General features: G+C 43.7%; 15 protein-coding genes. All 15 read right to left on the reverse strand.

The window, feature by feature from the left end:
* Positions 1–115 precede the first annotated feature (115 nt).
* The gene (locus tag RB604_RS04135) at positions 116–1,084 is read right to left on the reverse strand and encodes a FecR family protein (RefSeq protein ID WP_055294016.1); all 969 of its coding nucleotides are present in this window, start codon (positions 1,082–1,084) and stop codon (positions 116–118) included.
* Between the two features lie 91 nt (positions 1,085–1,175).
* A complete protein-coding gene (locus RB604_RS04140; protein ID WP_055293916.1) occupies positions 1,176–1,742 on the reverse strand; it encodes an RNA polymerase sigma-70 factor in 567 nt (188 codons plus the stop codon).
* 507 nt (positions 1,743–2,249) lie between these two features.
* Positions 2,250–3,008 (reverse strand): glycerophosphodiester phosphodiesterase family protein, encoded by a 759-nt coding sequence (locus RB604_RS04145; protein WP_055293918.1) that lies wholly within the window; start codon positions 3,006–3,008, stop codon positions 2,250–2,252.
* Positions 3,009–3,027: 19 nt separating this feature from the next.
* A complete protein-coding gene (locus tag RB604_RS04150) occupies positions 3,028–4,167 on the reverse strand; it encodes a hypothetical protein (protein ID WP_055293920.1) in 1,140 nt (379 codons plus the stop codon).
* 49 nt (positions 4,168–4,216) lie between these two features.
* Positions 4,217–5,296: a DUF4855 domain-containing protein gene (locus RB604_RS04155; protein ID WP_055293922.1), complete on the reverse strand. Its 1,080-nt coding sequence runs from the start codon at positions 5,294–5,296 to the stop codon at positions 4,217–4,219.
* 242 nt (positions 5,297–5,538) lie between these two features.
* Positions 5,539–6,813: a DUF4855 domain-containing protein gene (locus RB604_RS04160; RefSeq protein ID WP_229103642.1), complete on the reverse strand. Its 1,275-nt coding sequence runs from the start codon at positions 6,811–6,813 to the stop codon at positions 5,539–5,541.
* Positions 6,810–7,928, reverse strand: coding sequence for an SGNH/GDSL hydrolase family protein (locus RB604_RS04165; RefSeq protein ID WP_055294019.1), 1,119 nt, complete (start codon positions 7,926–7,928; stop codon positions 6,810–6,812). The genes RB604_RS04160 and RB604_RS04165 overlap by 4 nt, the downstream gene beginning before the upstream one ends.
* A gap of 7 nt (positions 7,929–7,935) precedes the next feature.
* Positions 7,936–10,248 (reverse strand): beta-glucosidase, encoded by a 2,313-nt coding sequence (locus RB604_RS04170; protein ID WP_055293924.1) that lies wholly within the window; start codon positions 10,246–10,248, stop codon positions 7,936–7,938.
* A gap of 131 nt (positions 10,249–10,379) precedes the next feature.
* Complete coding sequence (locus RB604_RS04175) at positions 10,380–11,654, reverse strand: hypothetical protein (RefSeq protein ID WP_224203606.1); 1,275 nt, start codon at positions 11,652–11,654, stop codon at positions 10,380–10,382.
* Positions 11,655–11,703: 49 nt separating this feature from the next.
* Positions 11,704–13,419, reverse strand: coding sequence for a phosphodiester glycosidase family protein (locus RB604_RS04180; RefSeq protein ID WP_055293926.1), 1,716 nt, complete (start codon positions 13,417–13,419; stop codon positions 11,704–11,706).
* A 4-nt stretch (positions 13,420–13,423) separates the two neighbouring features.
* On the reverse strand, positions 13,424–15,463 hold the full coding sequence (locus tag RB604_RS04185) for a DUF6259 domain-containing protein (RefSeq protein ID WP_055293928.1): 2,040 nt from the start codon (positions 15,461–15,463) through the stop codon (positions 13,424–13,426).
* Between the two features lie 37 nt (positions 15,464–15,500).
* On the reverse strand, positions 15,501–17,264 hold the full coding sequence (locus tag RB604_RS04190) for a RagB/SusD family nutrient uptake outer membrane protein (RefSeq protein WP_055293930.1): 1,764 nt from the start codon (positions 17,262–17,264) through the stop codon (positions 15,501–15,503).
* A 12-nt stretch (positions 17,265–17,276) separates the two neighbouring features.
* On the reverse strand, positions 17,277–20,591 hold the full coding sequence (locus RB604_RS04195) for a TonB-dependent receptor (protein WP_055293932.1): 3,315 nt from the start codon (positions 20,589–20,591) through the stop codon (positions 17,277–17,279).
* Positions 20,592–20,606: 15 nt separating this feature from the next.
* A complete protein-coding gene (locus RB604_RS04200) occupies positions 20,607–21,644 on the reverse strand; it encodes a FecR family protein (protein ID WP_055293934.1) in 1,038 nt (345 codons plus the stop codon).
* A gap of 66 nt (positions 21,645–21,710) precedes the next feature.
* A complete protein-coding gene (locus RB604_RS04205; RefSeq protein WP_005927984.1) occupies positions 21,711–22,283 on the reverse strand; it encodes an RNA polymerase sigma factor in 573 nt (190 codons plus the stop codon).
* Positions 22,284–22,529 lie beyond the last annotated feature (246 nt).

Consider the following 22,529-nt stretch of genomic DNA (forward strand, 5'->3'; position numbering starts at 1 on the left):
AGAAAAAGGACAAAAAAGTAACGGACAAAAGAGATTATAATATCTTTTGCAACATTAGTAAGTTGTTAAGAATGAGTGGATTTAATTTGTATTTTTCATGCGCTTTTCTGTTTTTTTAGATTATATATATGTCATTGTTTTCTATCTTGAATTTCAGGTTATAGTGTATACGCAATATATTCATCATCTCTTGTATGGAAATCAGTTTAAATTGTCCGGTGAACTTATCGTTCACAAGATTTTCTTTATCATAGTGTATAGTGACCCCATACCATCTTTCCATACGTTTGAAAACTTCCGTCAACGGTACGGCATTGAATGCCAGTATGCCTTGTTTCCATGCCAGTTCCGAATCCTCCTCCATAATGGAAATGTTACCTTTCTGCTCATTTCTGGAATAGACGAATTTTTGTGACGGGGTCAGATAAACAGGTTTGGACGGATAACCGTTCATGGTCAGTTTGACTTTTCCTTCTATAAGCGCCGTTTCTACAATGTTTTCATCGTTGTAAACAGAAACATTGAAAGAAGTCCCCAATACTTCCACATCGAAAACGGAGGTCTTTACGATAAACGGTTTTTCTTTATTGGGAGTAACTTCAAAGAATGCTTCTCCTTCAAGGGACACCTCTCTCAATTTCCCGTTAAATTCGGGGGTATACGTTAATTTAGACTCACTGTTCAGATGAACGATTGTCCCGTCCGGTAACGTGATACCGGCACGTTGTCCTCTGTTGACGGATACGATATTGGGTATTTGTTTATAATGGTCCATCTCACGGTAGAGATAAACGGTGGAGAAAATCAGGATCGGTATCAGCAGAGAAGCGGCAACGGTAGATACCCGTTTCAGCCACATCCGTCTGAGATCTTTCTTTATCTCTTCGTCAATGCGTCTGCGGGTACGCTCTTTAGCGCTGGGAGGCATAACGTGAATATTCATGTCTTTCTGCCAGCAGTCATCGAGCATATTCGGGATACTTCTGTCGGAATCATCCTGAATCTTTTGCTGTAGCTCCTTGTATTCTTCTTCGTTGATGCTACCGTGAATATATTTTTCGAGTATATTATTATTTTTCTCCATAATCGATCCTGTCCGTTTATAGGTAGTACACAGAAACGGCAAACCTGTAACATGCGTACTTCCTGTTATTAATATTTTTTAAGTATTACCATTAATTCATGAAAAGAATAGCAAAGCAAAGGCCTGTCTTGATGAGCTCTTCTCTGAGTACTTTGAGTGCACTGCTTAGCTGATTTCTCACAGACTGCTCGGAGATGTCGAGCTTTAGAGCGATCTCCTGGCTGGATAGCCCTTCTTCCCTGCTCATTTCAAATATCATTCTTTGCCGTTTGCTCAGTTTGTCTTTCGCCTGAAGAATCTGTTCGTTCAGTTCATGAAAGTTAAAGTCGTTCTCGGTAGTGTTTGCACCCTCTTCGGCAGCGTCCAGTTGTGCAGTATATTCGTCATAAGAGAGCAGGGTAAGCCTGTTTCTGAGATCATTCAGAAATTTGTTTTTGGCAATGGTGAAGAGGAAAGAACGAAAAGAATATTCGGGCGACAGATGTTCTCGCATTTGCCAGATTTTCAGGAAAACCTCCTGAACAATCTCTTCCGCCATTTCGGACGAATGTGTCAGGTTATAGGCAAAGCCATACAATCTGTCGGCATAAAGATCGTATAGTTTGTTGAAGTCGGCATGCGATCCTTTTCGGAGACCTAAAATGTATTTTTCATCCATAAAGAAGAGGTGTTTTTAATAGTGGTGCCAAAGTTAGAGAAATATATGATAAAGAGAATTGATTCGATTGAAAAATATTAGGCGGGTATATTTTACAAATAAAAAAAGGTATGTCCGGTCATTGTAGGGCATACCTTTCTCAAAACACGTATGGAATCTATCTATTGCACTTCAAAGATAGACGTTATTATATTTTCTCTAACACAAATATAGTGACTTTTGTGTGTATAGTTTGCCTTTTCCCGATTTTCTGTTCAAAAAGGCTGGAATTTTGAGTGTTTCTCATGTTGGGAAGATGGATATGGTCAAGCAATTAATAAGCTGATGTCGGTCAAGTATAATAATGAATAGAGAAGGATAGATATTCTTGTATTGTTGAAAATCGATTTCTTAATATGCAAAACATGGGGATGTTTTATACCACAACATCCCCATGTTCAGAATCACAACATCCCCATGTTTTGGCCAAAGACATCCGGATGTTGTGATAAAGTATCTTTTGTATGGTTATAATGGATCTTTGATCATTTTCTGTACCAGTTCCGGGTTGTTTGTCGTGATGTAATCGGCACCGTGATCGATACACCATTGTATTTCTTCGGGTTCGCTTACCGTCCAGATATTGACTTCGAGTCCTGAATCATGGAGTTGCTTTATCCATTCAGGATTCTTTTTGAATACGTTGATGTGATAGTCGGCTCCTGTTCCTCCGATTTTCTTTAATACGTCCGGTGCTACGCCGTTCAGATAGAGAATCGGGCAGTTGGTCTGTTTCACAAGTTCATCGAAAGCATTTCTGGAAAAAGTAATGTAGGAGGTTCTTGTTTCCAGTTCTTTGGCTTTTACCAGGTCGAGTATCATTTTTACGGCTTCTTTTTCATGTTCCCTGTTTTTATGGGGTTTTATTTCCAATACCAAGTCTATCGTAAGGCGTTTGGCAACGTCGAGAAACTGATCCAATGACGGTAGGTATTCTCCGTTTTTCAATTTCTGATTCAGAATGGTGTCGGATGACGTGGTTTCTATTACGTAACCGTTTATATGATCGTCATGGTTTACTACCAGTTTTTTATCGGCTGTCAGCCATACGTCGAATTCGCATGCGTCGCATTGGATGGAGTCGGCTTTTATCAAGGCACGGATGGAGTTCTGGGCCGAGCCTTCGATGTCCCAATATCCCCGGTGAGCCACTATTTTGGGTTGGGCATTTACGGTAAGAGTTACGAGGATTCCCATCAGACAGATGAATACAAGTTTTCTTTTCATGATATACTGAATTTTGAAGTTATTTTTCGAGTGAGATAATTACACTTCCGGGAGAATGGCAGGAAAGGCGGAGTGAGTCTTTCTTCTTTTTGATTTTCGCATGGGAAGTATTTTCTATGATGCTAACTTTTCCATAGGTTGAATTTGGAGGGAGAGAGAGCCGGAAACTGCCTTTGACGGGATTGCTGAAAAAGATGACCCTTTTCCCGTTGATGAATCCGTCGTAAGCAAATGCAGACCCTGTATCGAGCAACGGGGTGGCGATCCAGGTGTATACCCCGCTCCACGAATCATGATGACCGATGGTTCGGAGGGTATTTCCGATGAGCTTGTGATAACATTTAGTCCAGGAATTACCTATGAAAATCACGTCATCATCGGGGAGCTCATCATGTGTTCCCAATCCGCGGTGAAGGAGGAAAGAGGATTGAAAATACGAATCGCCTTTTTCGATGAACCGGTTGAACCGGGGGAAATCTTGCTTTTTAAATCGGTTTGTCTGGTGTATGTTGGTCCAGAAAGGATACTTTCCTAAGGGGGTGAGAAGCTGGTTTTCATCTTTGAACATGGATTGCATTCCGTAATATTTGGTTATTATGACGGGAGTCCGGTTGATGTAGTCGTGAGATAAATCGACCTGGATGCTGTTGCCCCTTATCGTGTAATTTACGTTCTCAATACATAGCGTATCGGTAAAATAGGTCTTATCTCCGGTCTGTTCTGCGCTTAGAGGATTGAATATCCGGTTTTTTACTTCCAACTTTATTATTTGTGCTTTCAAGAGGGTGTCGGAGGAAATGCTTTGTCCGTCGGCATAGAGTTTTATCGAGAAAGTCTCGGCTGTTTGGGTCTTTTCGTCCGTAAACAGATGGTTGCCGCCACACCAACCGCCGCCCCGGATCTCAAATGGGCCGATATTGTCACTGTATGCTTCATTTACGACCGTAGTACCGGTAGTGCCGGAGGTGACGGAAACACGGTAAAAAGTGAATAAATCATTTGCCATGCACTTTTTGAACCAATAGTTTATTTCGTGATGATCGTCGATTTGAGAAGACACATACACATTCTCTCCTGCTTTTCTGATCGTGCAGAGTCCGTTGTGAGACTGCATCGACAGGGGGGAAAGCAAAAAGAAAATGAGTATGAGCCTGTTCATAGCTTTATTTATTAGGTCGATGATTTAATCTATTCGGTTAGCGTCTTCTCTATTTTGTCAGTGCCTTTATGCTTCTGCGGGCAACGATGTGGCGCGCCAGCCGATCCATAATCTTTTTATCTTCCGGCGAGGAGGAATGGTATAAATCCAATAGCCCTTTGCTGCCGGTGTAGTAGGCTATAGCCGAAGTCTCAAAAACATTGTGGTCTTCGAATGCCTTGATATATGCAAGCATCCTGTCATAAGAAGAATCCTCACAGTCATAAAGGGCCTTGCTGTCGCATTCGAATTCCATAGCCATGCCGTGACGCAGGGCGAGTTCACAGGCTTCGTCCAGACGCGAATCGGGGATGTCTTTTGTAAAGAAATGATTGGGCTGCTGATAGGCGATGTCGAATCCTAATTCTTTCCACTGATCGTATCCTTTCGCTTTCCAATAAGGAATCCAGACAAATTCCTTTTTCTTGGCATGGATGTACTGACTTACGTATTTCGGGAGATCTTTGCAAGTGGCAATATCCTCGTCCACCCAATAGAAACCGGATAATTCCAGATTCTTATATTTGGCCTTTTTGAAGCGGCTCATCAATTGGTCTATGTACCATTGGGCAGCTTTTATCTGATCGGCTTGCCGGTTGAAATCAAGGGGAGTTCCGTCTATCGATCCCCAGTCTTTTTGTTTGGACAGGGGAATGGCGACTCCTAAAACAACCTTATGCTTGAAGCGGGGTTTCCCAATCTCTTTTTTCTCTTGTTCGATGCATTGATCGAGAGCGTCCAGTGCTTTCCCTTTTTCAAAGATTCTGTCGAGAAGCCATTCCCATTCCGTTTTCCGTGCCTGTTTTTTGGTATATCCGTAGGCATAAGTGGAGCCTTTGCCATCGGCAAACTCGAGGAATAAAAAGCCGTCGAACAGCCATTCTTTTGTACCGTCGGCAAACTGGTGGGTGACGTATGGGACAAACTGGTCGGGTGTCCAGTCGATTCTTTGCACGCCTCCTTGATAGATGAGTGCCAGATCGCGGATTTTATTGGTTTTGTACTTGCTTCCTTCGTTTTCTCCGGCTTCTGAGGAGTGGAAAGGGACCATGAGAATGAGCGCTGTTAAGAGGTATAGAATCTTTTTCATGTTTAATAATTTTGTTTTTTTAGAGCCTGTTTAAATTTTGCTCAGTATTATTTTGAGAGTTATTTTTGAGGATGTTTTTCTGTTTTTATGAGGAGGATAGTGGGCTATCTGACGAGTAAAAACAGGAAAACAGATCGAAAATAAACTCAAAATAAACTGATAAAAACTTTTAAGAGGAAAATTTAAACAGGCTCTTTAATGTTACTAATTTTTTTATTTGTAAAATAGGGATTATTAGACTATCAGCGAACGGTTACCTTTCTGGTCTCTCCATCGACTATCACTATGTAAATGCCGGACGGACATTGAAAACTTTTCCTGTTTTCGCTGACCAGTATGCCGTTGGCGGTATATATCCGGATCGATTCGGGATCTCCCGATATATACAGTTCTCCGACACCTCCTGCAACGATGACATCGGTTTTAGGAGGATCGGGCGTTTCAATGCCCACGCCCCGGCTACGTCTGTTCAGGATGTGGCCGGCAATCCTGTCCAGAATAAGCGTATTCTCGATAGAGTTTGAACGGTACATATCGAGGATTCCCTTGGTTCCCGAATAATAGGCAATGGATGACTCTTCGAAGACGCCGTTGTTTTCGAAAGCATTGATATAGCTTTCCAATCTGCTATAATAAGAATCCTCTTTTTCGTATAGCACGTTGCTGTCGAACTCCATTTCCAGTCCCATTCCGAATTTTCGGGCAGTGTTGCAGGCTTGATCCAGCCGGATGTCGGGTATGTCCTTGCTAAAGAAATGGTTCGGTTGTAGGAAAGCGGTATCGAATCCTAATTTTTTCCATAAGTTATATCCGGATGCATTCCAATATGGAATCCAATAGAAGCGTTTGTCCAGTTGATGAATGTATTCGCTGACATCTTTAGGCAGATCTCCGCACTTGGCTGTACTCTCTTCGAGCCAGTAGAAACCTGTCAGTTCCAGATTGTTGTAGGTTTCTTCTGCAAATCGTTCCATCAGTTGGTCTATATACCATTTGGCGGCTGTTATCTGATCGTCTCTGTTTGTGAAATCCAACGTCTTCCCATCAAGACTTCCCCAGTCGGTTTGACCGGTGATGGGCGATACGACTCCAAGTACAATTCGGTGTTTGAATGACGGCTCTCCGATGATCGTTTTGTAATGCTCGATACACGAATTTAAGGCATCGAGAGACTTACCCTTTTCGAATACTCTGTTCAGCAACCATTCCCAGTCGCTTCTTTGGGCATTCCGTGTTCCGTAGCTGGAACCGAATGCTATCTGCCAGCTATCTGTAAATTCGAAAAAGAGAAACGAGTCGAAAAACCATTCCATACGACCATCGGCAAAAGTGTGGACCACGTAAGGACGCAGTTCGTCTTCCGTCCACTCGGGTCGATGGTTACCGCCCTGATAGATGAGGGCCATATCCGAGACTACATCCGTTTTATAAGCAGCTGTTGCCGTACTTGCACCGAGGAAAACGGTAATGACCGTAATGGCGAGTGTGATATATGTTTTTTTTAAAGTTGACATCATTTCTTTTTATGGTTTATGGCTTTTTTTAATATAGGTAATATTGCGTCGACGTATTGTTCGAATCCACAATCGGTGAAATGGATACCGTCGACAGTCGATTCGCCGTTGGCGGAGATTAATGACCTCCCTTTCACCAGATATATTTTTTTCAGTCCCTGCTTTTTCAGTGATGAAAAGGCTTGGTTCATAGCATCGTTTTTGTCCTTAATCTCTTTGGCCATTCTAAGGTCGAACTTAGAATGGGGGAAAATGGGGTCCTCGACAAATATCAAAGGGACGTCCGGATGCTTTTCTCTCAGTATCCGTACAAACTTTTCCGTTTTTTCCAGAATCTGTTCGGGAGATGCATTCGGCACATAATCGAGCACGTAAGCGGATGCATCCACATGGGCCATCATCTCTGCCACTTCATAGTCGATGAAAGCATTGCCACTGAATCCCAGGTTGATGGTTTCTACGTTTAGTTTTCTTCCTATCAGGTTGGTGGCAGCCATTCCGGGACGTGAGGCACAGGCTCCTTGCGTAATGCTGCTTCCGTAAAATACGATGGGTTTTCGGGTATCGGGGTAGGGTAACGAAGGCTGCCCGATGTGAGACGGTGCAGCGACTCCGATCTGCAATGAATGAATCCCGTCGTACAGGGGAAGGTAGAGCATATATTCACGCTCGGTGGCATCCATGCCGGATATGATCTGCCATTGATTGGTTTTACCCGAAGGTTGCGCACTGTTCACAAACCGCCATTTGCCATCGATAAAGCAGTAGAGGTCGAGTCCCTTGATACCGACCGGTGCCATGTGTTTCATGGAATTGTTGAACGTATTTTCCCATTTCACAGCGATCACGGGCGAGTCGGAACGGAAGCGTACTGCAATTCCGGCGGAATTCTGTCCTAAGTTCCATACCGCTTCCCGCGTAGTTGGTTTCAGGAAATAGGGAATACGGGAAAAAAACGGCAGGGAATCGGGGTATATCTTTCCGATAACCGGGAACCGGACGGCATCGAAATATGTCAATGAGTCCGCCCCGGAGGTACCGGACGCCTGTGTGGTACTTCCGAAGAGAATGAGAGTCGATAGACATACATATAGAAAAATCAATGCCAAGCGTTTCATCATCCGGTTATTTTAAGGGAAATTTCATGACGTTTATTTTCTCTACCGGGCGAAGTACATTGTTTACTTTCCAGGTTCTATTTTTGCTGATGTTGAGAGGAAGCGTAGCTCTGAAATCCTTGCTTGACGCGCCGAAAGAGAGCGTATATTCCCCTTTGGATGTAAGCCATTGCGAGTTGGCTTCATCAAATGAGGCCAGATCGTAATCGGTAAATTCAAGTTTTACCGTTTCGCTTTCCCCCGGCTTTAATTCCCGTGTTTTTCCGAAAGTTTTTAGCTCTACACTTGGTTTTTGGATGGAAGTCTGCGGGGCGGAAATGTATAATTGTACGGTCTCTTTTCCGGATAGGTTTCCTGTATTGGTTATCTGGATGGTCGCTACCCATTTTTCGTTCTTTCTTTCGAGCTTCGGTTTGCCGAAAGAGAAATTCGTATACGACAATCCGTATCCGAAAGGATAGACGATGGCTTTATTGGCCGTATTGAAGTAGCGGTAGCCTACCCAGATATCTTCTTCGTAATTAGTATAATCGAAGTTTTTGCCGCTTTTGGTCTCTCCCACCATCGGGAAGTTTCTGGAGGAAGGAATGTCGAAGTAGTCTATCGGGAAAGTCATCGGAAGTTTGCCGGAAGGATTTGCTTTTCCGCTGATTACATCTGCTATGGCATCTCCGCACTCCTGTCCCGGAAACCAAGCCAGCAGTATGGCATCCGGTTCATCCTTCCAGGAGTTCATCTCCATGACCCCGCAAACGTTCATTACCACCGCTACCTTTTTTCCTGCAGCGTGAAATTGGGAAGATACGTTTTCAATCATGAATTTTTCTTCGGGCGTAAGGTAAAAGTCACCTTCCAGTCTGCGGTCGGACTCTTCGCCGGAACCCCTGCCGATGACGATGAGTGCGATGTCGGAATTTTTAGCTTCCTGCCCGATAATGCTTTCCGCTTTTGACAGATCCATTTCGGCGATTACCGTCCGGTTGTATGATAGTTTCTCCCAGTCGGTGCTTTCCGGATGTTTGTCGAGAAGGTCATTCTGAAATTCCACGAATTTTGTATAGAGTCCTTTCAATCTGTTGCTTAGTGTATAACCGCCCTTTTCGAGTCCGGTAGATATATCTGTGATATGAGCTTTGTTTACGTTGGAAGATCCGGTACCTCCGGCAATGGACTTGTATGCAGTGGCACCGAACAAAGCTATTTTCGCGCCTTGGGATATGGGGAGAAAGGAACGGTCGTTTTTCAGGAGCACCATTCCTTCGGTAGCGATACGGCGTGCCAATGCTGCATTTGCAGCAAGGTCGGGAGCTTCATTATATTCCCATCCTTTGTTAGAGATGGATTTGGAAATGAGTTTCAATACGTACTTCACACTTTTGTTTAGAGTGGTTTCGCTGATCCGGCCGTTTTTTACTCCGGCTATTATTTCATCTACCTGAGATTGTTCTCCCGGCATCATTAGGTCCGTTCCGCCATTGAGTTGGTCGGCAGTATCCCGTTTTTTATACCAATCGGTTACAATCAGACCGTTATAATTCCATTCGTTCCGGAGAATCGTCCGGAGCAGTTCCGGATTGGCTTGTGTATATTGCCCTCCTATTTTATTGTAAGAACCCATCACGGTCCACGGATCGGAGTTTTTGATACATATTTCGAATCCTTTGAGATAAATCTCACGGATGGCACGTTGGGAGATGCGTGCATCGTTGTAGAGTTTACCTGTTTGCTGATTGTTGGCAATAAAATGTTTCAGGCTCGCTCCGATTCCTTTGTCCTGGATTCCGTTGATCATGGCTGCGCCCATTATACCGGAAAGATAGGGATCTTCGGAGAAATATTCGAAATTGCGTCCGCAAAGAGGGTTGCGCATAATATTGATGCCCGGTGTGAGTACGATGTCGACACCGTAGGCCAGAGCCTCATCACCGATTGCATTACCTTCCAGCCGGGCTATGTCCTTGTTCCAAGTGGCGGCCAGTGCTGTGGTCGAGGGGAAACAGGTGCAATAAGAAGTATACGGTTTGTTTGGTAGGACAGGAGTGATTCGTACTCCTACCGGACCATCTGCCAGATTGATGGAGGGAATATCCAGGGAATCGATCGGAAAAGTATATCCTGCAGATCCTGCAACTATATGGCTGACTCCTTTATCACTACCCGGACATCCTACTAAAAGCCGGGCTTTTTGTTCCAGAGTGAGTTGGCTGACAATATGATTGATGTCTTTATCGTTGTAGTGTGGCTTACTGCCGTTGCCGGCAAAGAGATTGCTGACAGAAAAGATGAGTACATATAAAAGGGGTATGATGGCCTTGTGCATGGTGTGGTAAATGTCTTGATTTGTTCTATGTAACTGGTGCTATTTTTATGAAAATGTAGAAAGAGCCTGTCTGAATTTACTTTCGGATGATACCGGTCGGAATTTGAACAGGCTCTTGAAATAAAAACCTTTTATTTGACTATTACTTTGGTTGCATTGTTATCGGTTTTGACAATATATGTTCCCGGAATACATTTCACGTTATTCTCATTACGGCTGATGAGAATACCGCTTATGGTATAGACTTCGATAGAAGCAGGTTCACCTTCAATTGTAATTTCTCCGGTACCACCGATAACGGTTGCTTTAGGAGTTTCTGTTTTTTCAACACCGGTATCTGTACCAACTGTGAATGAATATTTTGCAATGTATCCGTTAGGATAATACTGATAAATATAGGCTTCGGTTTCGCTGACAGCTTCTGCTGTCAGATGATTTCCATAAAAAGCATTGTTTGTATACATAGGATTACCATCATCTTTTTGTTCCGAATACTTGGTTGCTATTCTTACATCTGCATCACTGTCTTCTATTTCAGATGTAGCTTTAGTAGCCAATTTGGATACGGTGAAGCCGTCGGCATTGTTATCGCCGGAAGGATATACGATGTAGTCTTTACCTCCTAACTTGAAGATGTAGAACCCTGCACATCCGCTATGGCGGGGAGTTATATAGTAAGACTCATGTGACCAGTTACCGTCATCATCTAACGCTAACTTTTGGATGGAGTTACAATTTGTTTTATTATATAATGGACTCAGAATAGCTAAGTCTTCGCCATTTTCCCAACTGGATATTATCGTGGTGGTAGCAAAATTTCCCGATACTCCGAATGGGCTTTCATAAGTATAGGTGTACGTATTGGCTACGTCTTGTTGGCCGTTTATGATTGGTATTTCAATCAGTTGAGGATACCATGCTGTACCCATATACAGGAGACCGCCAGTCGTTTTGTCGAGTACGTTACCTCTGACATGTCCCCAAAAGTCGAGACGCCCCGGTGTAATTCCGCTTAATGGAATATCTATTACGTCTGAACCATCTGCAGGAATAATTCTCAGTTCGTTTCGGGTACTGACATAATTGGTGTTAAAAGTTCCAATACGCACAATGATGTTTCCCGCATCGTCAAATGTAATATTGGTTCCTTCTCCGGAAGGGATGTCTGTTATTTTCCCGGTTTCATCCCATACCTCAATTTGTTTGGTGTCTTTGTTTTGGAGATAGAATTTTCCATTCATACCGAATCCTTGACGTGCACTTGTGTGTAATGGAGCGACGTCTGTATTCATCCATAGCAACTTAAGATTTGAATCCATAGAAGACTTCGCATCTGCAATAGAAGGAGTCAAAACGAACATGCCGGTTAGCATGATCGTTGCTGTAAGTAATTGTTTTTTCATCATTTTTGAAATTTAAGTTGAACAATAGAAATTATTTTGATTTTGTTTTTTGTCATTGTATCATTAATTTAGCTATCCTGTTGAATGTTTTATCTGATAAGGTGATTATATAAAAACCTGGGGTCAACGATTCTGTGGGCAGTACTGTCGGTGTATTGCCGTTTTTCTTGTATTCGAAACGATGGATCAACCGCCCGGTGGTACTGTAGATGCAGACAGTACCGCTTCCGTTGAAATCGATATAGACCTGGTCTCCTGTTCTTGCAGGATTGGGATATACATTGATAGAGCCGGTGGCGGTTGAAACGATTCCTGTGCCGGAACCGTTTACGGTAACAAGTAAAGTTGTGGTCAATTCACCTAATGAAGCAGTTAGGGGGTGAGTACCTGCACCGCTACATAATACGGTAGTACCGTTTTCTTGTACTTCTCCCAATTCGGTACTGCAGGAAAGAGTTATTCCTTTCACGTTTGTATCGATGAGCAATCCTTGTGCGTTGTAGCCGTATATCACTGGAGAGTAGTAACTGTTCTGTTCCGCTTTTTTCGCATAATCGGCAAAGCGGATTTGAGCTATTTCCTTATCTGTAGTGACAGGAGTTGTAATGAAAAGGCCGTTTTTTACAGCTCTCAGGCTTCCTTCACTCGGCGTGTTGATAACGCCCAGTTCCTTGACATACAGGGTAGAGGAACCTCCTCCATCAAAGTTCAGCGCTTCCGTACACCCCAGATTGAGCAGTATTGCAGCCAGATCTTTAGAGGGTACACCGACCGATACTCCCGGTTGACGACCGTCGACAACAAGTAGTATTACCTTTGTTCCATCAGTGTTGTAACCTATTGCCGTACGAGGCTCACGATTGACCAGGTGATCCAGGGAACCTTGTGTTTCAAGAATCTTTCCCTCTTGAAGTAGCATCGGGCATCCGCCACACATGTCTGTGATGTCTGTTGTTGCCACATTATCGAAATAAATGGTCGGGGTAACTTCGAACTCCTCGCCAAGTTGCATCTTGGTCAGTGTATTGGTCGTAAATCCTGTTCCGGAAAGTACGAACCCATTTTCCGGAATCGCCATATTGCCGACATCTTTTACCGGTGCAACCGTTACGCGCATCCGGGTAGTTCCTTCTGATTTCAACGGGCCGTCGACAGCTACGGCACCAACCTCTACTCCTGCCCCTTTGGTACCCGTAGTGCTGCCTTTACGAGAAGTATACAATATCATCTCATTGTCACTGCGTACGGCATTAACGGCTTTGATGGAAGCCTGTCCGGCGTTTGGCGAGACTAATTTGAAAGTAGTATAAGGAGCACCGGAATGAAGTTTTTTATCTTTGTCAATACCTATTGCATACCATCCGGTCCCCTTATAACTTTTATACATCTCTCCGTTCGCAGCCGTAGTACCGACAGGCCCCATACCACCAATGAAGTCGGCATTTACACCAGCAAAATAGATGTTTTCCGGATCATTATGGGATGCCGGCATGTTCGGTACGGTTACATTGCTTGTCAGATTATCCTTTCCCATTATCAATTTCAAGTTCACATTCGGATTGGTCATGTCCGTGGTTGTATAGAATACACGCAGCTTCACCGGACCTTCCAGCATCAAAGTTGTCTGGGTGGTACCGGGGCCTATCACTACATGCGACAATGTATCTACACGATATTCGACGTTTTGCAATTTCCAGGTGGTGGAAGCAAAAGAGCCGAACGGGATGCAACTCAATAAAAACAATAGTAAAGAATAGCTGTTTTTCATGATTCTATAAATTAATTCGTATGCCTTGCAGGGCTTTTACAGTCCGTTTTTTATTATTGTCGGGCAATATTATTTCATGGTCCACGCTGTCCATGTTCACGTAATATTGCACTCTTTGACCTTTCGGAGAAATCCATTCGGAGCCGGCTACCACATTCATTTTGCCGAATCCGTGAACGTCGGTTATCGGATTATCCCCTTTCGGGATGATCTCCTTTACATATCTTCCTCCTACAAAAACATCGTGTTGCTTTTTACGAAGCACCGAGAGTGTTTTTAAAAAGTCGGCTTCTCTTTTGGCTTCCTCCTTCATTAAAAGCGTAGGATCTACCCAACCCAACTGTGAACCGTACAGAAAGCATTGCATGGTCTGATACAGGAAGTCGCCACGATTTACTCTGTCGGTAGGCGAATAGGTATATGCCGATGTGATAAGTCTGTCGGAATAGACCATTGGGAACAAAGGTACTATCTTACAACCGTTGTGGGGTGAATTGACCGTGAGCAACAGATCGAACATGTCGATGTAACATTCTGCATTCTCTTCGCTGATTAAGATATTTCCCGGTTCCAGGTGATAGGTGCGGAGTGAATCCATCAGATGGCGGTAAGATTTGTGCCAGTAGTCACCTCCGCCCCGGGCATGTCCGTGATTGGTGGCCCAACAAGGCTGGGGAGCGGCGGCAGCGATCTGGTCAATATAAACTCCATTGGTTTTCAGTTCTTTCTGGATTTTAATGACAAGATCGGTAATGATCCCTTGCCACAGTTTGGATGCGGGGCAGGTGACGGAGTTCAGTACTTTGGATGTGGGATAAATTTCGGTATAGAGCGTTCCGTCCGGTTTCCGGCATGAAGCTGAGGCACCATTCAGGGCAGCATAACTGTCGCTTGCGGGATCCCACAACCGCCCGTTGATATAAGGGACGGTGTGGCAACCTCTTTTCCGGACTTCGGCTATCATCTCGGCAAAATCCGTTTTTGCGGGGAAGTAGTCCGGATAGTGAGTGTCATAAGGGTGATGATGCCAGAAGTACCAGTGCACGAAGGTGTTTTTGCCATATAAATCGATGGCTTTGTTTACGGCTGTCCGTACGGTGTCATTCACTCCTTTGGCTCTGATCCAGGTATCGGTATCTAAGAGCCATTGAGGGATGTTGCGCGATGCTAACGGTTTGCTTCCCCATTCGGTGGTAAACGTAAAAGGACGATACCATTTCGTTGCTGCATCCTGCCATCCGAGATGGGAGTATCCGATCACTGTCGGCCACGGAAGGGTAAAGGTCTTGCTTGTATGGTCCGACCATCCTTCGGAGGCTACAATGTCTGTTAAGAGAGTTACGCTCTTATCGCCCACTGCGGCTCTGAAATCTTTGCCGCAGGCTTCTCTGTCCTCGGTAGCATAATATACTGATCCGTCGGGGTTGTGAAGAAACAGGAGTTGCATGGAACCGGTCACCGAGGGATAGCTGGAAGTATATACCTGCGGGTTACTTAGGTTATACTCTGCACCCCAACCTGCCGAGGTGATCAACTTGGCTTTATCGGGACGGGTTACCGTGATACGGGGGAATTGCGTATTACTTACCAGCCATCCATCCGGAGTGCCCGCTTGAATATCCCAATAAGCGAGTTCCGAATCGCCGGGAAGGGAAACGGTCATTACTACAGGAACCAGATCTTGGTAAGTAAGCCGCATGTTCCATTTGAAGGCAATGGCGACATGTCCGTCCTTCGTTGTCTTTGCCCATCCGGCATACTCGCCGTGAGAGGGGAAAAGTACCGGGTTTTCTCCTTGCGGTCCTTTGTAGGTAAGCGTCCAGGGAACGGTATTGTATCCTTTGCTCAATACTAATTCTTTTCCGTTAAGTGTCAGCTTTGAGATGTCGAAAGCTTCCCCTTTGGGAAATTCCACTCTCACTTTGCTGTTCCGGAGTGTTAGGGTCGAGTCGGTTTCGGTCACTTGCGTACCACTGGCTTGGCCCCACGCCGCAGTAAAGCTTACGAGAGAGACAAGAATAGATATTAAACAACTTTTCATCATGATATTAAATAGATTACTGGTATTACAAAATTTAGATTCAATATTCGGGATTGGTCAGATTCGGATCACGGTCTGTCTCAAGACGTGGAATAGGCCACCATGTAAATCTTGAAGCCCAGAATCTGTTTTTATCGCGCACCCTGAGTTTATCTTTGTAGCTTTCATAGGAAGGAACATCGTTCAGGTCGTGACGTTCGTCCGTTTTGAAATTGGGAATATCGGTAGCTTCCAGCCCTTCGTATCTGATGTCGGTTTTGGGTTGTCCGTAAGAAGGATGCTCGTTCAGCATATCACTGATGCCCCAACGGCGGACGTCGACGAACAGTAATCCTTCAAGTGCTAATTCGACTTTGCGTTCACGGCGTATCAATTGGCGCATTTTAGTTTGATCTCCTTTTCGATCGGTGGATACATCCGGCATTCCGACACGTCCGCGCACTTCATTGATGGCAGAGTACACCGATTCGTCCAGTTCGTTGAGTTCTATCTTGGCTTCGGCATACGAAAGGAGTATTTCGGCATAGCGCATCAAGATCAGATTGCTTGAAGAACTCATCAGTTGTTCTGTGTTCTCATCGGCATATTTACGCCATAAATACCCTACTCCATTGTTGACGAGCGATGGACTGGTGGTGGTTACATCCACATTCTGAGCAGTATACCAGGCATTTCTACGAGGATAGAACCGGGTTTTATCATCGTATATGTTGAGAACGAGTTTCAATGGATTGTTGCCGTCGGTATTGGTATAATTTATGGTGTCGCCATGACCGGCCAATGTTGCATTGAAACGGGGATCCCTGTTTCGTGTGGGGTGTTTCGGATCATAAAGTTCCGATTCGTCGATACGTTTGCCGTCGATGCATTCATAGGTATCTACGATTAAGGAACTGGGGAAACGTACTGATGAGCCATAATTACGGGATGAATGCCCGTAACCTACGGTATGCAGTTTTTTTGTTCCGCTTGTGGAATACATCAATTCCCATAGCAGTTCATTTCGGACATCGCTTTTGGCCTGACCGGTTAAGTTGAACAGGTCGGAGAAGTTGGTAGCCAATTTGCGTTTTCCAATCACTTTTTCGGCGGCATCCGCAGCCGTTCTGAAATATTCGCTGCCTTTATTGTTGACATTGAAACTTCCGCCGAACAGGCCGATGCGGGCTATCAGACCATATGCTACGGCTTTATCTACGCGTCCCCGTTCAGTCCCGGTCCAAGGAAGATAGTCGGCGGCGTCATTAAGGTCTTCGATCAGAAAATCGATAATGTCTCCTTTGGGGGTACGGCCCAATTGGTATTCGTCTATGGTAACGGGAGCCGTAAAGAAAGGTACGTCGCCAAATGCCGATACGAGGTTGTAATAGGCATATGCTCTGAGTACACGCGCTTCGGCATAATATTGCCGGGCTGCATCACTCATCCCTGCAACGGCATTTTTGGCACCGTAAATTACAGAGTTAGCGCGGGCGGCTATCGCATATTCTCCGGTCCAGAAGGCTTGAATTTTACCATTATCGGGGTTCAGTGTTCCTCCTGCTCCGATCGAGTTGTTTTCGTCTTGCTCGAGTCCGTATGCAGTGTAATGATCAAGAACGATACATGCGGGTACCGACCAGTTCATGTCGAAATACAAAAGGGAATAAATTCCTGTAACGCCCTCTTTTAATCCCGCTTCGGTGGCATAGAATCCTTCGGCATCGTATGCAGGGTTCTCCTTGTCGAGGAAATCGGCACATGAGGAAAGTCCTATGACGGTAAGAACTGTGGCAGTTAAGTTATATAATAATGTCTTTTTCATCTTTCTGGTGAATTAAAATTCTACATTGAGTCCGAATATAAATGTCTTGTTTAGCGGATAGCAGCTTGCACCTGATCCGATGCTGTTTTCCGGGTCGAAACCTTCGTAGAAGTTATTCTTTACCGTAAACAGGTTTTGTGCGCTTGCATAGATTCTAACTTTGGATAGGGTGGCTTTCTGTGTCCATCTTTGTGGCAATGTGTATCCTATCACTATGTTTTTCAAACGGCAATAAGCCCCGCTTTTTACCCAGAAACTCGATATCATATTATTGGGATTTGTCCCGTTGGGATCTTCGAGCAATATCGGGAATTTGGCGTTTGGATTGTCTTCGGTCCAGTAATCTAACTGGTATTTGTAAATCGTATAATTGCCCGATAAAGCACGTGCGCCGGCACCGGAATAATATACGTCTCTTTTACCTACTCCTTGGAAGAACAAGGAAAAATCGAGTCCTTTCCAGTCACCACCCAATGTCAGTCCGAATTCATATCGGGGAGTGGGGTTTCCGAGTATTGTACGGTCGTAACTGTCTATCTTTCCATCGGGTACTCCTTCCGGGCCACTGATATCTTTATATTTTATATATCCCGGTTTTACATTGTCGGGATTACCACCGTATACGGGAGAATTGTTGATTTCTTCCCGGCTTTGAAAATAACCGTCGGCCACATATCCGTACCATGAGTTGTATTGTTCGCCTTCTTGGGTAATCGTTGTAGTACCTACATATTCTTTTCCATATAAATCGGTTACTTCATTTTTTACATCGGAAAGATTTCCTTTGATGTAATAGTTTAAGTTGCCCACCCGGTCTTGCCAGGTTAATGAGAGTTCCCAGCCCTTGTTGCGCATCGAACCGGCATTCTCCCATGGAGCGGTCATACCGACGAATAATGGAACAGGAAACTGTTGAAGCATGTCGGTGATGTCTTTTATGTAATAATCGAAAGTTGCGTTGAAACGGTTATTAAACAGGCCGAGATCGAGACCTGTATTAATTTGTTTCGACTTTTCCCAAGTGATGGCTTCGTTCGCCAACTGTATTTGTGCAACACCTGTCGCCAACTCTTTGTCGAACCAGTATCCGTAGCTCGTTGCACTGCCTATGGAGGAAGCGTAAGGATAATAACCACTGATAGCCTGGTTGCCCAGTTCGCCATAAGAGGCTCTTATTTTCAGATTGCTTACTACGCTCTTTGCCGATTCAAAAAAGTTTTCTTCGGATATTCTCCATCCGGCAGATACCGAAGGGAAGAACCCCCAACGATGTCCTTTCTTGAATCTTGAAGTACCGTCATACCGGCCGTTGACTTCCAGTAAATATCGGTCGTCATAGGCATAGTTTATTCTAAAGAAATACGATAACATGGCCCATGCATATTTGGAACTTGAATTGGAGGCTGTGCTGATATCTCCGTTTACCAGTTCTTCGTATCCGTCATAATAATAATTCTTACGACCGGCCAACAGATAGCTGTAATTTAATTCTTCACTTTGAAATCCGACTAATGCTTTTAGGTAGTTCTTATGGAAATTTTTCTCATAAGTACCTTGCAGGTTGTACTGTTTGGTAACGGTTTTTGTTCTTTGCTCCGATTTGGATGAACCGGTAGTCGGGAATTCTCCTTTGGATACACCATTTTCATATACTTGGTAAGGTTTTACAAAAGCGTTGGTTTCGCCATCTGCACGTTTCCATGTATAGGCTCCGAAGATGTTGAATCCGTCGAAAGGATCGATGGATAGAGTGGTTCTTGCCGTATATTCGGGGGCGGTGCTGTTCGTTACACATCCGTTCCGTACCATAGCGATGGGATTAGTACCGTTAATGCCGTATCCCCATGTGCCATCGGCGTTGATACCGGACATGATAGGGGTCATTGTCAATGCTTTACCGATAATGTTGGCGGCAGTATCCATTACTGGTGATTTTGCCGTTGACTGCCGTATTCCTATGTCTACTCCGAGCTTCATCCACTTGTTTACTTTTGTATCGGTGTTGACACGTAAGGAGGTCCGTGTAAATTTGTTATTATCAATCAATCCGTCCTGTGCATAGTAACCGGCTGTGGCGAAAAGTTTGGTTATATCATTTCCTCCACTGATGCTGAGCGAGTAGTTCTGAATCAATGCTGATTCTTTAATCACCTCGTTACGCCAGTCTGTGTCGTAATAATTGATATTATCTACTCCGCCGTTTTGGTATATGTCGATGGTTTGGGTGTATAACGGAGCTTGGTCTGCGTTGGCACGTGCCACGTCTACTGCCTGCATATATTCTATGGCACTTGTAGGAGTAGGCAGGGTTGTTGGTGTATTGAATCCGGCATAACCGTTGAATGTCAGTTTCACTTTTCCCTCAGAGCCTCGTTTGGTAGTAATAAGTATCACTCCGTTTGAAGCTCGTGAACCATAGATAGAGGCAGAAGCTGCATCCTTTAGTACTGTGATCGATTCTACAGAGTTTAAGTCGATACGGTTCATGTCCCCCTCCACTCCATCGATTAATACCAATGGAGAGGTTGCCGAATTGAGAGATCCTAATCCTCTGATCTTGATAGAGGCATTGTCTGCTCCCGGCTGTCCGGACGACTGAATCGCGGTAAGTCCCGGAATAACACCTTGTAGAGCGGCGGAACCGGTGGATACATTACGTCTGAGGATGTCTTCACTATTTATGCTCTGTACGGATCCTGTAAGGTTTATTTTTTTTTGTGTACCGTAACCCACTACTACTACATCGTCAAGAATGACATCGGAACTTTCCAAGGTTATATTCTTTGTTTCGGATTTGCTGACCTTTACCTTTATCGGCGTATAGCCTATATACGTATACGTCAATGTGGTGGGTTGGGTTAGTTGCAATTCATAGTTACCGTCTAAGTCTGTAATGGTTCCTATGTTGTTGGTCGATATGATAGAGGCGCCTATCAACGGTTCTCCGTCACTTCCTTTCACTTGTCCTCTGATTGTAAAAGTTCCGGATGTCGCTTTCGGATCGGATATTTGAGATGTTTTTTTCGACAGGATGATTTGTTTCGGACTTTTGATAACATATGCAATCTCCGTGTCTTTGAGGAGACTGGTAAGAATCGTTTCAATAGATTTGTTGTCTATTTTAAAATTTACTTTCTTGTTGAAATCCGGTAGGTTCTCTGCGTAAAAGAACTTGTAACCGGTATTCCCTTCAATGACTTTGATTGCCTGAGCGATCGTCTTGTTCGTAATATTAACCGAATGCTGTGCGTTTGCCGGGTGGGCTATAGTCAATAGCAGCCCAAGCACACATGACGATATGAGCATCTTTAAATGATAGTTCTTCATAGGTTTTTGTTGTTTCTAATTTGATTTTTTCTGGTCTACAATTGTTATTTTATTTTTATGAGATGATACGGTTATGACAGAGTCGGTCATTGTATATGTAAGCGGGTAACTCAGGCTCATTATATACAGGACATTGTTTAATGAGTTGTTCTGGATTGTTCCCGTGAATTTCATGTTTTTTAATTTGGTGTCGTCAATGCAGATTTTTACATTGTACATTCTTTCCATCGTCCGGGCGATGGAAGATAGGGGTTCGGCTTCGAAAACAAGTTGTCCTGTTCTCCAATAGTTGGCAACCGATATGTCATCTACTGTTGATGATTGGATGGTCTGTTGTTTCATATGGTAAGTGGCAACTCCGTTGGGAAGCAGCGTTACGCTTTGTTCATTATTGAAAACTTTCACTTTCCCTTTGGCAAGAGTCGTAGTGATAACACTGTCGGCCGGATATGCTTTCACATTGAATTCAGTGCCTAAGGCTTCTATCTCCACTCCGTTGCATGTTACGACGAATCTTTTATCCGGATTTTTAGCGACTTCGAAATAGGCTTCACCATTGAGCGTTACTACTCGTTCTTCGGAATTGTAATTACCTGCAAATGATATTTTCGATGCGGAATTCAAGTGTACTATGGTACCGTCTGCCAGACGCATGCTTCCTTTTTGTCCCGGTTCTACTTCGAAAGTATAGATATTGCTTTCTATCTTATCCTTGTGTCCTGTGAAATGATCGTATAGCAGATAGGAAGCAAAAGCTGAACATAGAATAACGGCAATTGAAGCGGCAATTCTCGAAATAGAATAAGACCTGTGTCGGATAGTAAGTGTTGGGGCCGGTTGAGGCGTTGCTTCTTCTATCTTCGACCGTATTTCATTCCACATCTCGTCTTCGAGAGAATCGTCAATCTTCTCAGAGGCATTTTTCCATGCTTCCCTGCTGGCTCGTTCGGCGTCTTCCGAATTTATCCACTTGGCAAGTTCGGTGCGTTCCGATGTAGAGGAAGAGCCTGTGAGCAGATTGGTGACTAAATGTTTTATGCGTTCTATATTCATTTTCTGTGGTTATTTATAATATATATCCACAGCACCCATAAAAGGATTACAAGAAAATGAAATATTTTAGAATTTAGTTGAAGTAATGATTAAAAAGACCATAAATATAGGGCCTATTTTGGATTTTAAGAAATGGATGGTACGATGTATTTGGGTAGAGACCGTCTTCTCGGAAATAGATAACTTCTGTGCTATTTCCTTGTTGGACAATCCATTACTCCATCTCATCAAGAATATCCTGCGGCGTGCTTCCGGAAGTTCTGCCAATAATGCGAGAATTTGTTGTTCTATCATGTCACGTGAAAGATTTTCTTCTATTTGTGGTTCTTCTGCTTCTTTTATCTCTTCCTTTATTCGATCGGTATAATTCCTAAGGATATTTAAACGGCGTATTTCGCGGAACAGCAGATTCCGGGAAATGGAATATATGTATCCTTCGATATTACCGTTCGGGTCAAGTTGTGACCGCACTTCCCATAATTGAAGAAATGTGTTCTGGGTAATGTCTTTTGCCAAATCCGGATCATATATAAAAGAATTTATATAATTGAAAACCTTTCCTGCATAAGCTTTATATAGTGATTCAAAGGCTTTCATATCACCGGAAATGAAGGAGTTTATATTATACAGTTTACTCATGAAAAAATTGATGTGTGGTTATCCTCTGCTTTTGTATATTTCAAATATACCATTTATTTCGGTTACAGTCAAGTGGGTTAACGGATTTTGTTTGCTCTCTCTTTCTTTTTAACTTTTACTTTTCGGCAGTTTTAAAATTGTATTAATCTTCAATATGGCCGGTTGTCATAAAGTGTGATTGCCTGTTTATCCGCTCATATTTTCTTTCTTGTTAATAAACCGCAATATTTGTCACTGAAAAAAAAT

The organism is Bacteroides salyersiae (genome assembly GCF_031172035.1).
Lineage (GTDB): Bacteria > Bacteroidota > Bacteroidia > Bacteroidales > Bacteroidaceae > Bacteroides > Bacteroides salyersiae.

What these genes read in the sequence shown, in the direction of transcription:
- RB604_RS04175 (WP_224203606.1), bottom strand. Translation starts at nt 11,654, where the DNA reads ATGATGAAAAAACAATTACTTACAGCAACGATCATGCTAACCGGCATG.
- RB604_RS04155 (WP_055293922.1), bottom strand. Translation starts at nt 5,296, where the DNA reads ATGAAAAAGATTCTATACCTCTTAACAGCGCTCATTCTCATGGTCCCT.
- RB604_RS04150 (WP_055293920.1), bottom strand. Translation starts at nt 4,167, where the DNA reads ATGAACAGGCTCATACTCATTTTCTTTTTGCTTTCCCCCCTGTCGATG.
- RB604_RS04135 (WP_055294016.1), bottom strand. Translation starts at nt 1,084, where the DNA reads ATGGAGAAAAATAATAATATACTCGAAAAATATATTCACGGTAGCATC.
- RB604_RS04195 (WP_055293932.1), bottom strand. Translation starts at nt 20,591, where the DNA reads ATGAAGAACTATCATTTAAAGATGCTCATATCGTCATGTGTGCTTGGG.
- RB604_RS04160 (WP_229103642.1), bottom strand. Translation starts at nt 6,813, where the DNA reads ATGATGTCAACTTTAAAAAAAACATATATCACACTCGCCATTACGGTC.
- RB604_RS04170 (WP_055293924.1), bottom strand. Translation starts at nt 10,248, where the DNA reads ATGCACAAGGCCATCATACCCCTTTTATATGTACTCATCTTTTCTGTC.
- RB604_RS04190 (WP_055293930.1), bottom strand. Translation starts at nt 17,264, where the DNA reads ATGAAAAAGACATTATTATATAACTTAACTGCCACAGTTCTTACCGTC.
- RB604_RS04145 (WP_055293918.1), bottom strand. Translation starts at nt 3,008, where the DNA reads ATGAAAAGAAAACTTGTATTCATCTGTCTGATGGGAATCCTCGTAACT.
- RB604_RS04200 (WP_055293934.1), bottom strand. Translation starts at nt 21,644, where the DNA reads ATGAATATAGAACGCATAAAACATTTAGTCACCAATCTGCTCACAGGC.
- RB604_RS04185 (WP_055293928.1), bottom strand. Translation starts at nt 15,463, where the DNA reads ATGATGAAAAGTTGTTTAATATCTATTCTTGTCTCTCTCGTAAGCTTT.
- RB604_RS04140 (WP_055293916.1), bottom strand. Translation starts at nt 1,742, where the DNA reads ATGGATGAAAAATACATTTTAGGTCTCCGAAAAGGATCGCATGCCGAC.
- RB604_RS04205 (WP_005927984.1), bottom strand. Translation starts at nt 22,283, where the DNA reads ATGAGTAAACTGTATAATATAAACTCCTTCATTTCCGGTGATATGAAA.
- RB604_RS04180 (WP_055293926.1), bottom strand. Translation starts at nt 13,419, where the DNA reads ATGAAAAACAGCTATTCTTTACTATTGTTTTTATTGAGTTGCATCCCG.
- RB604_RS04165 (WP_055294019.1), bottom strand. Translation starts at nt 7,928, where the DNA reads ATGAAACGCTTGGCATTGATTTTTCTATATGTATGTCTATCGACTCTC.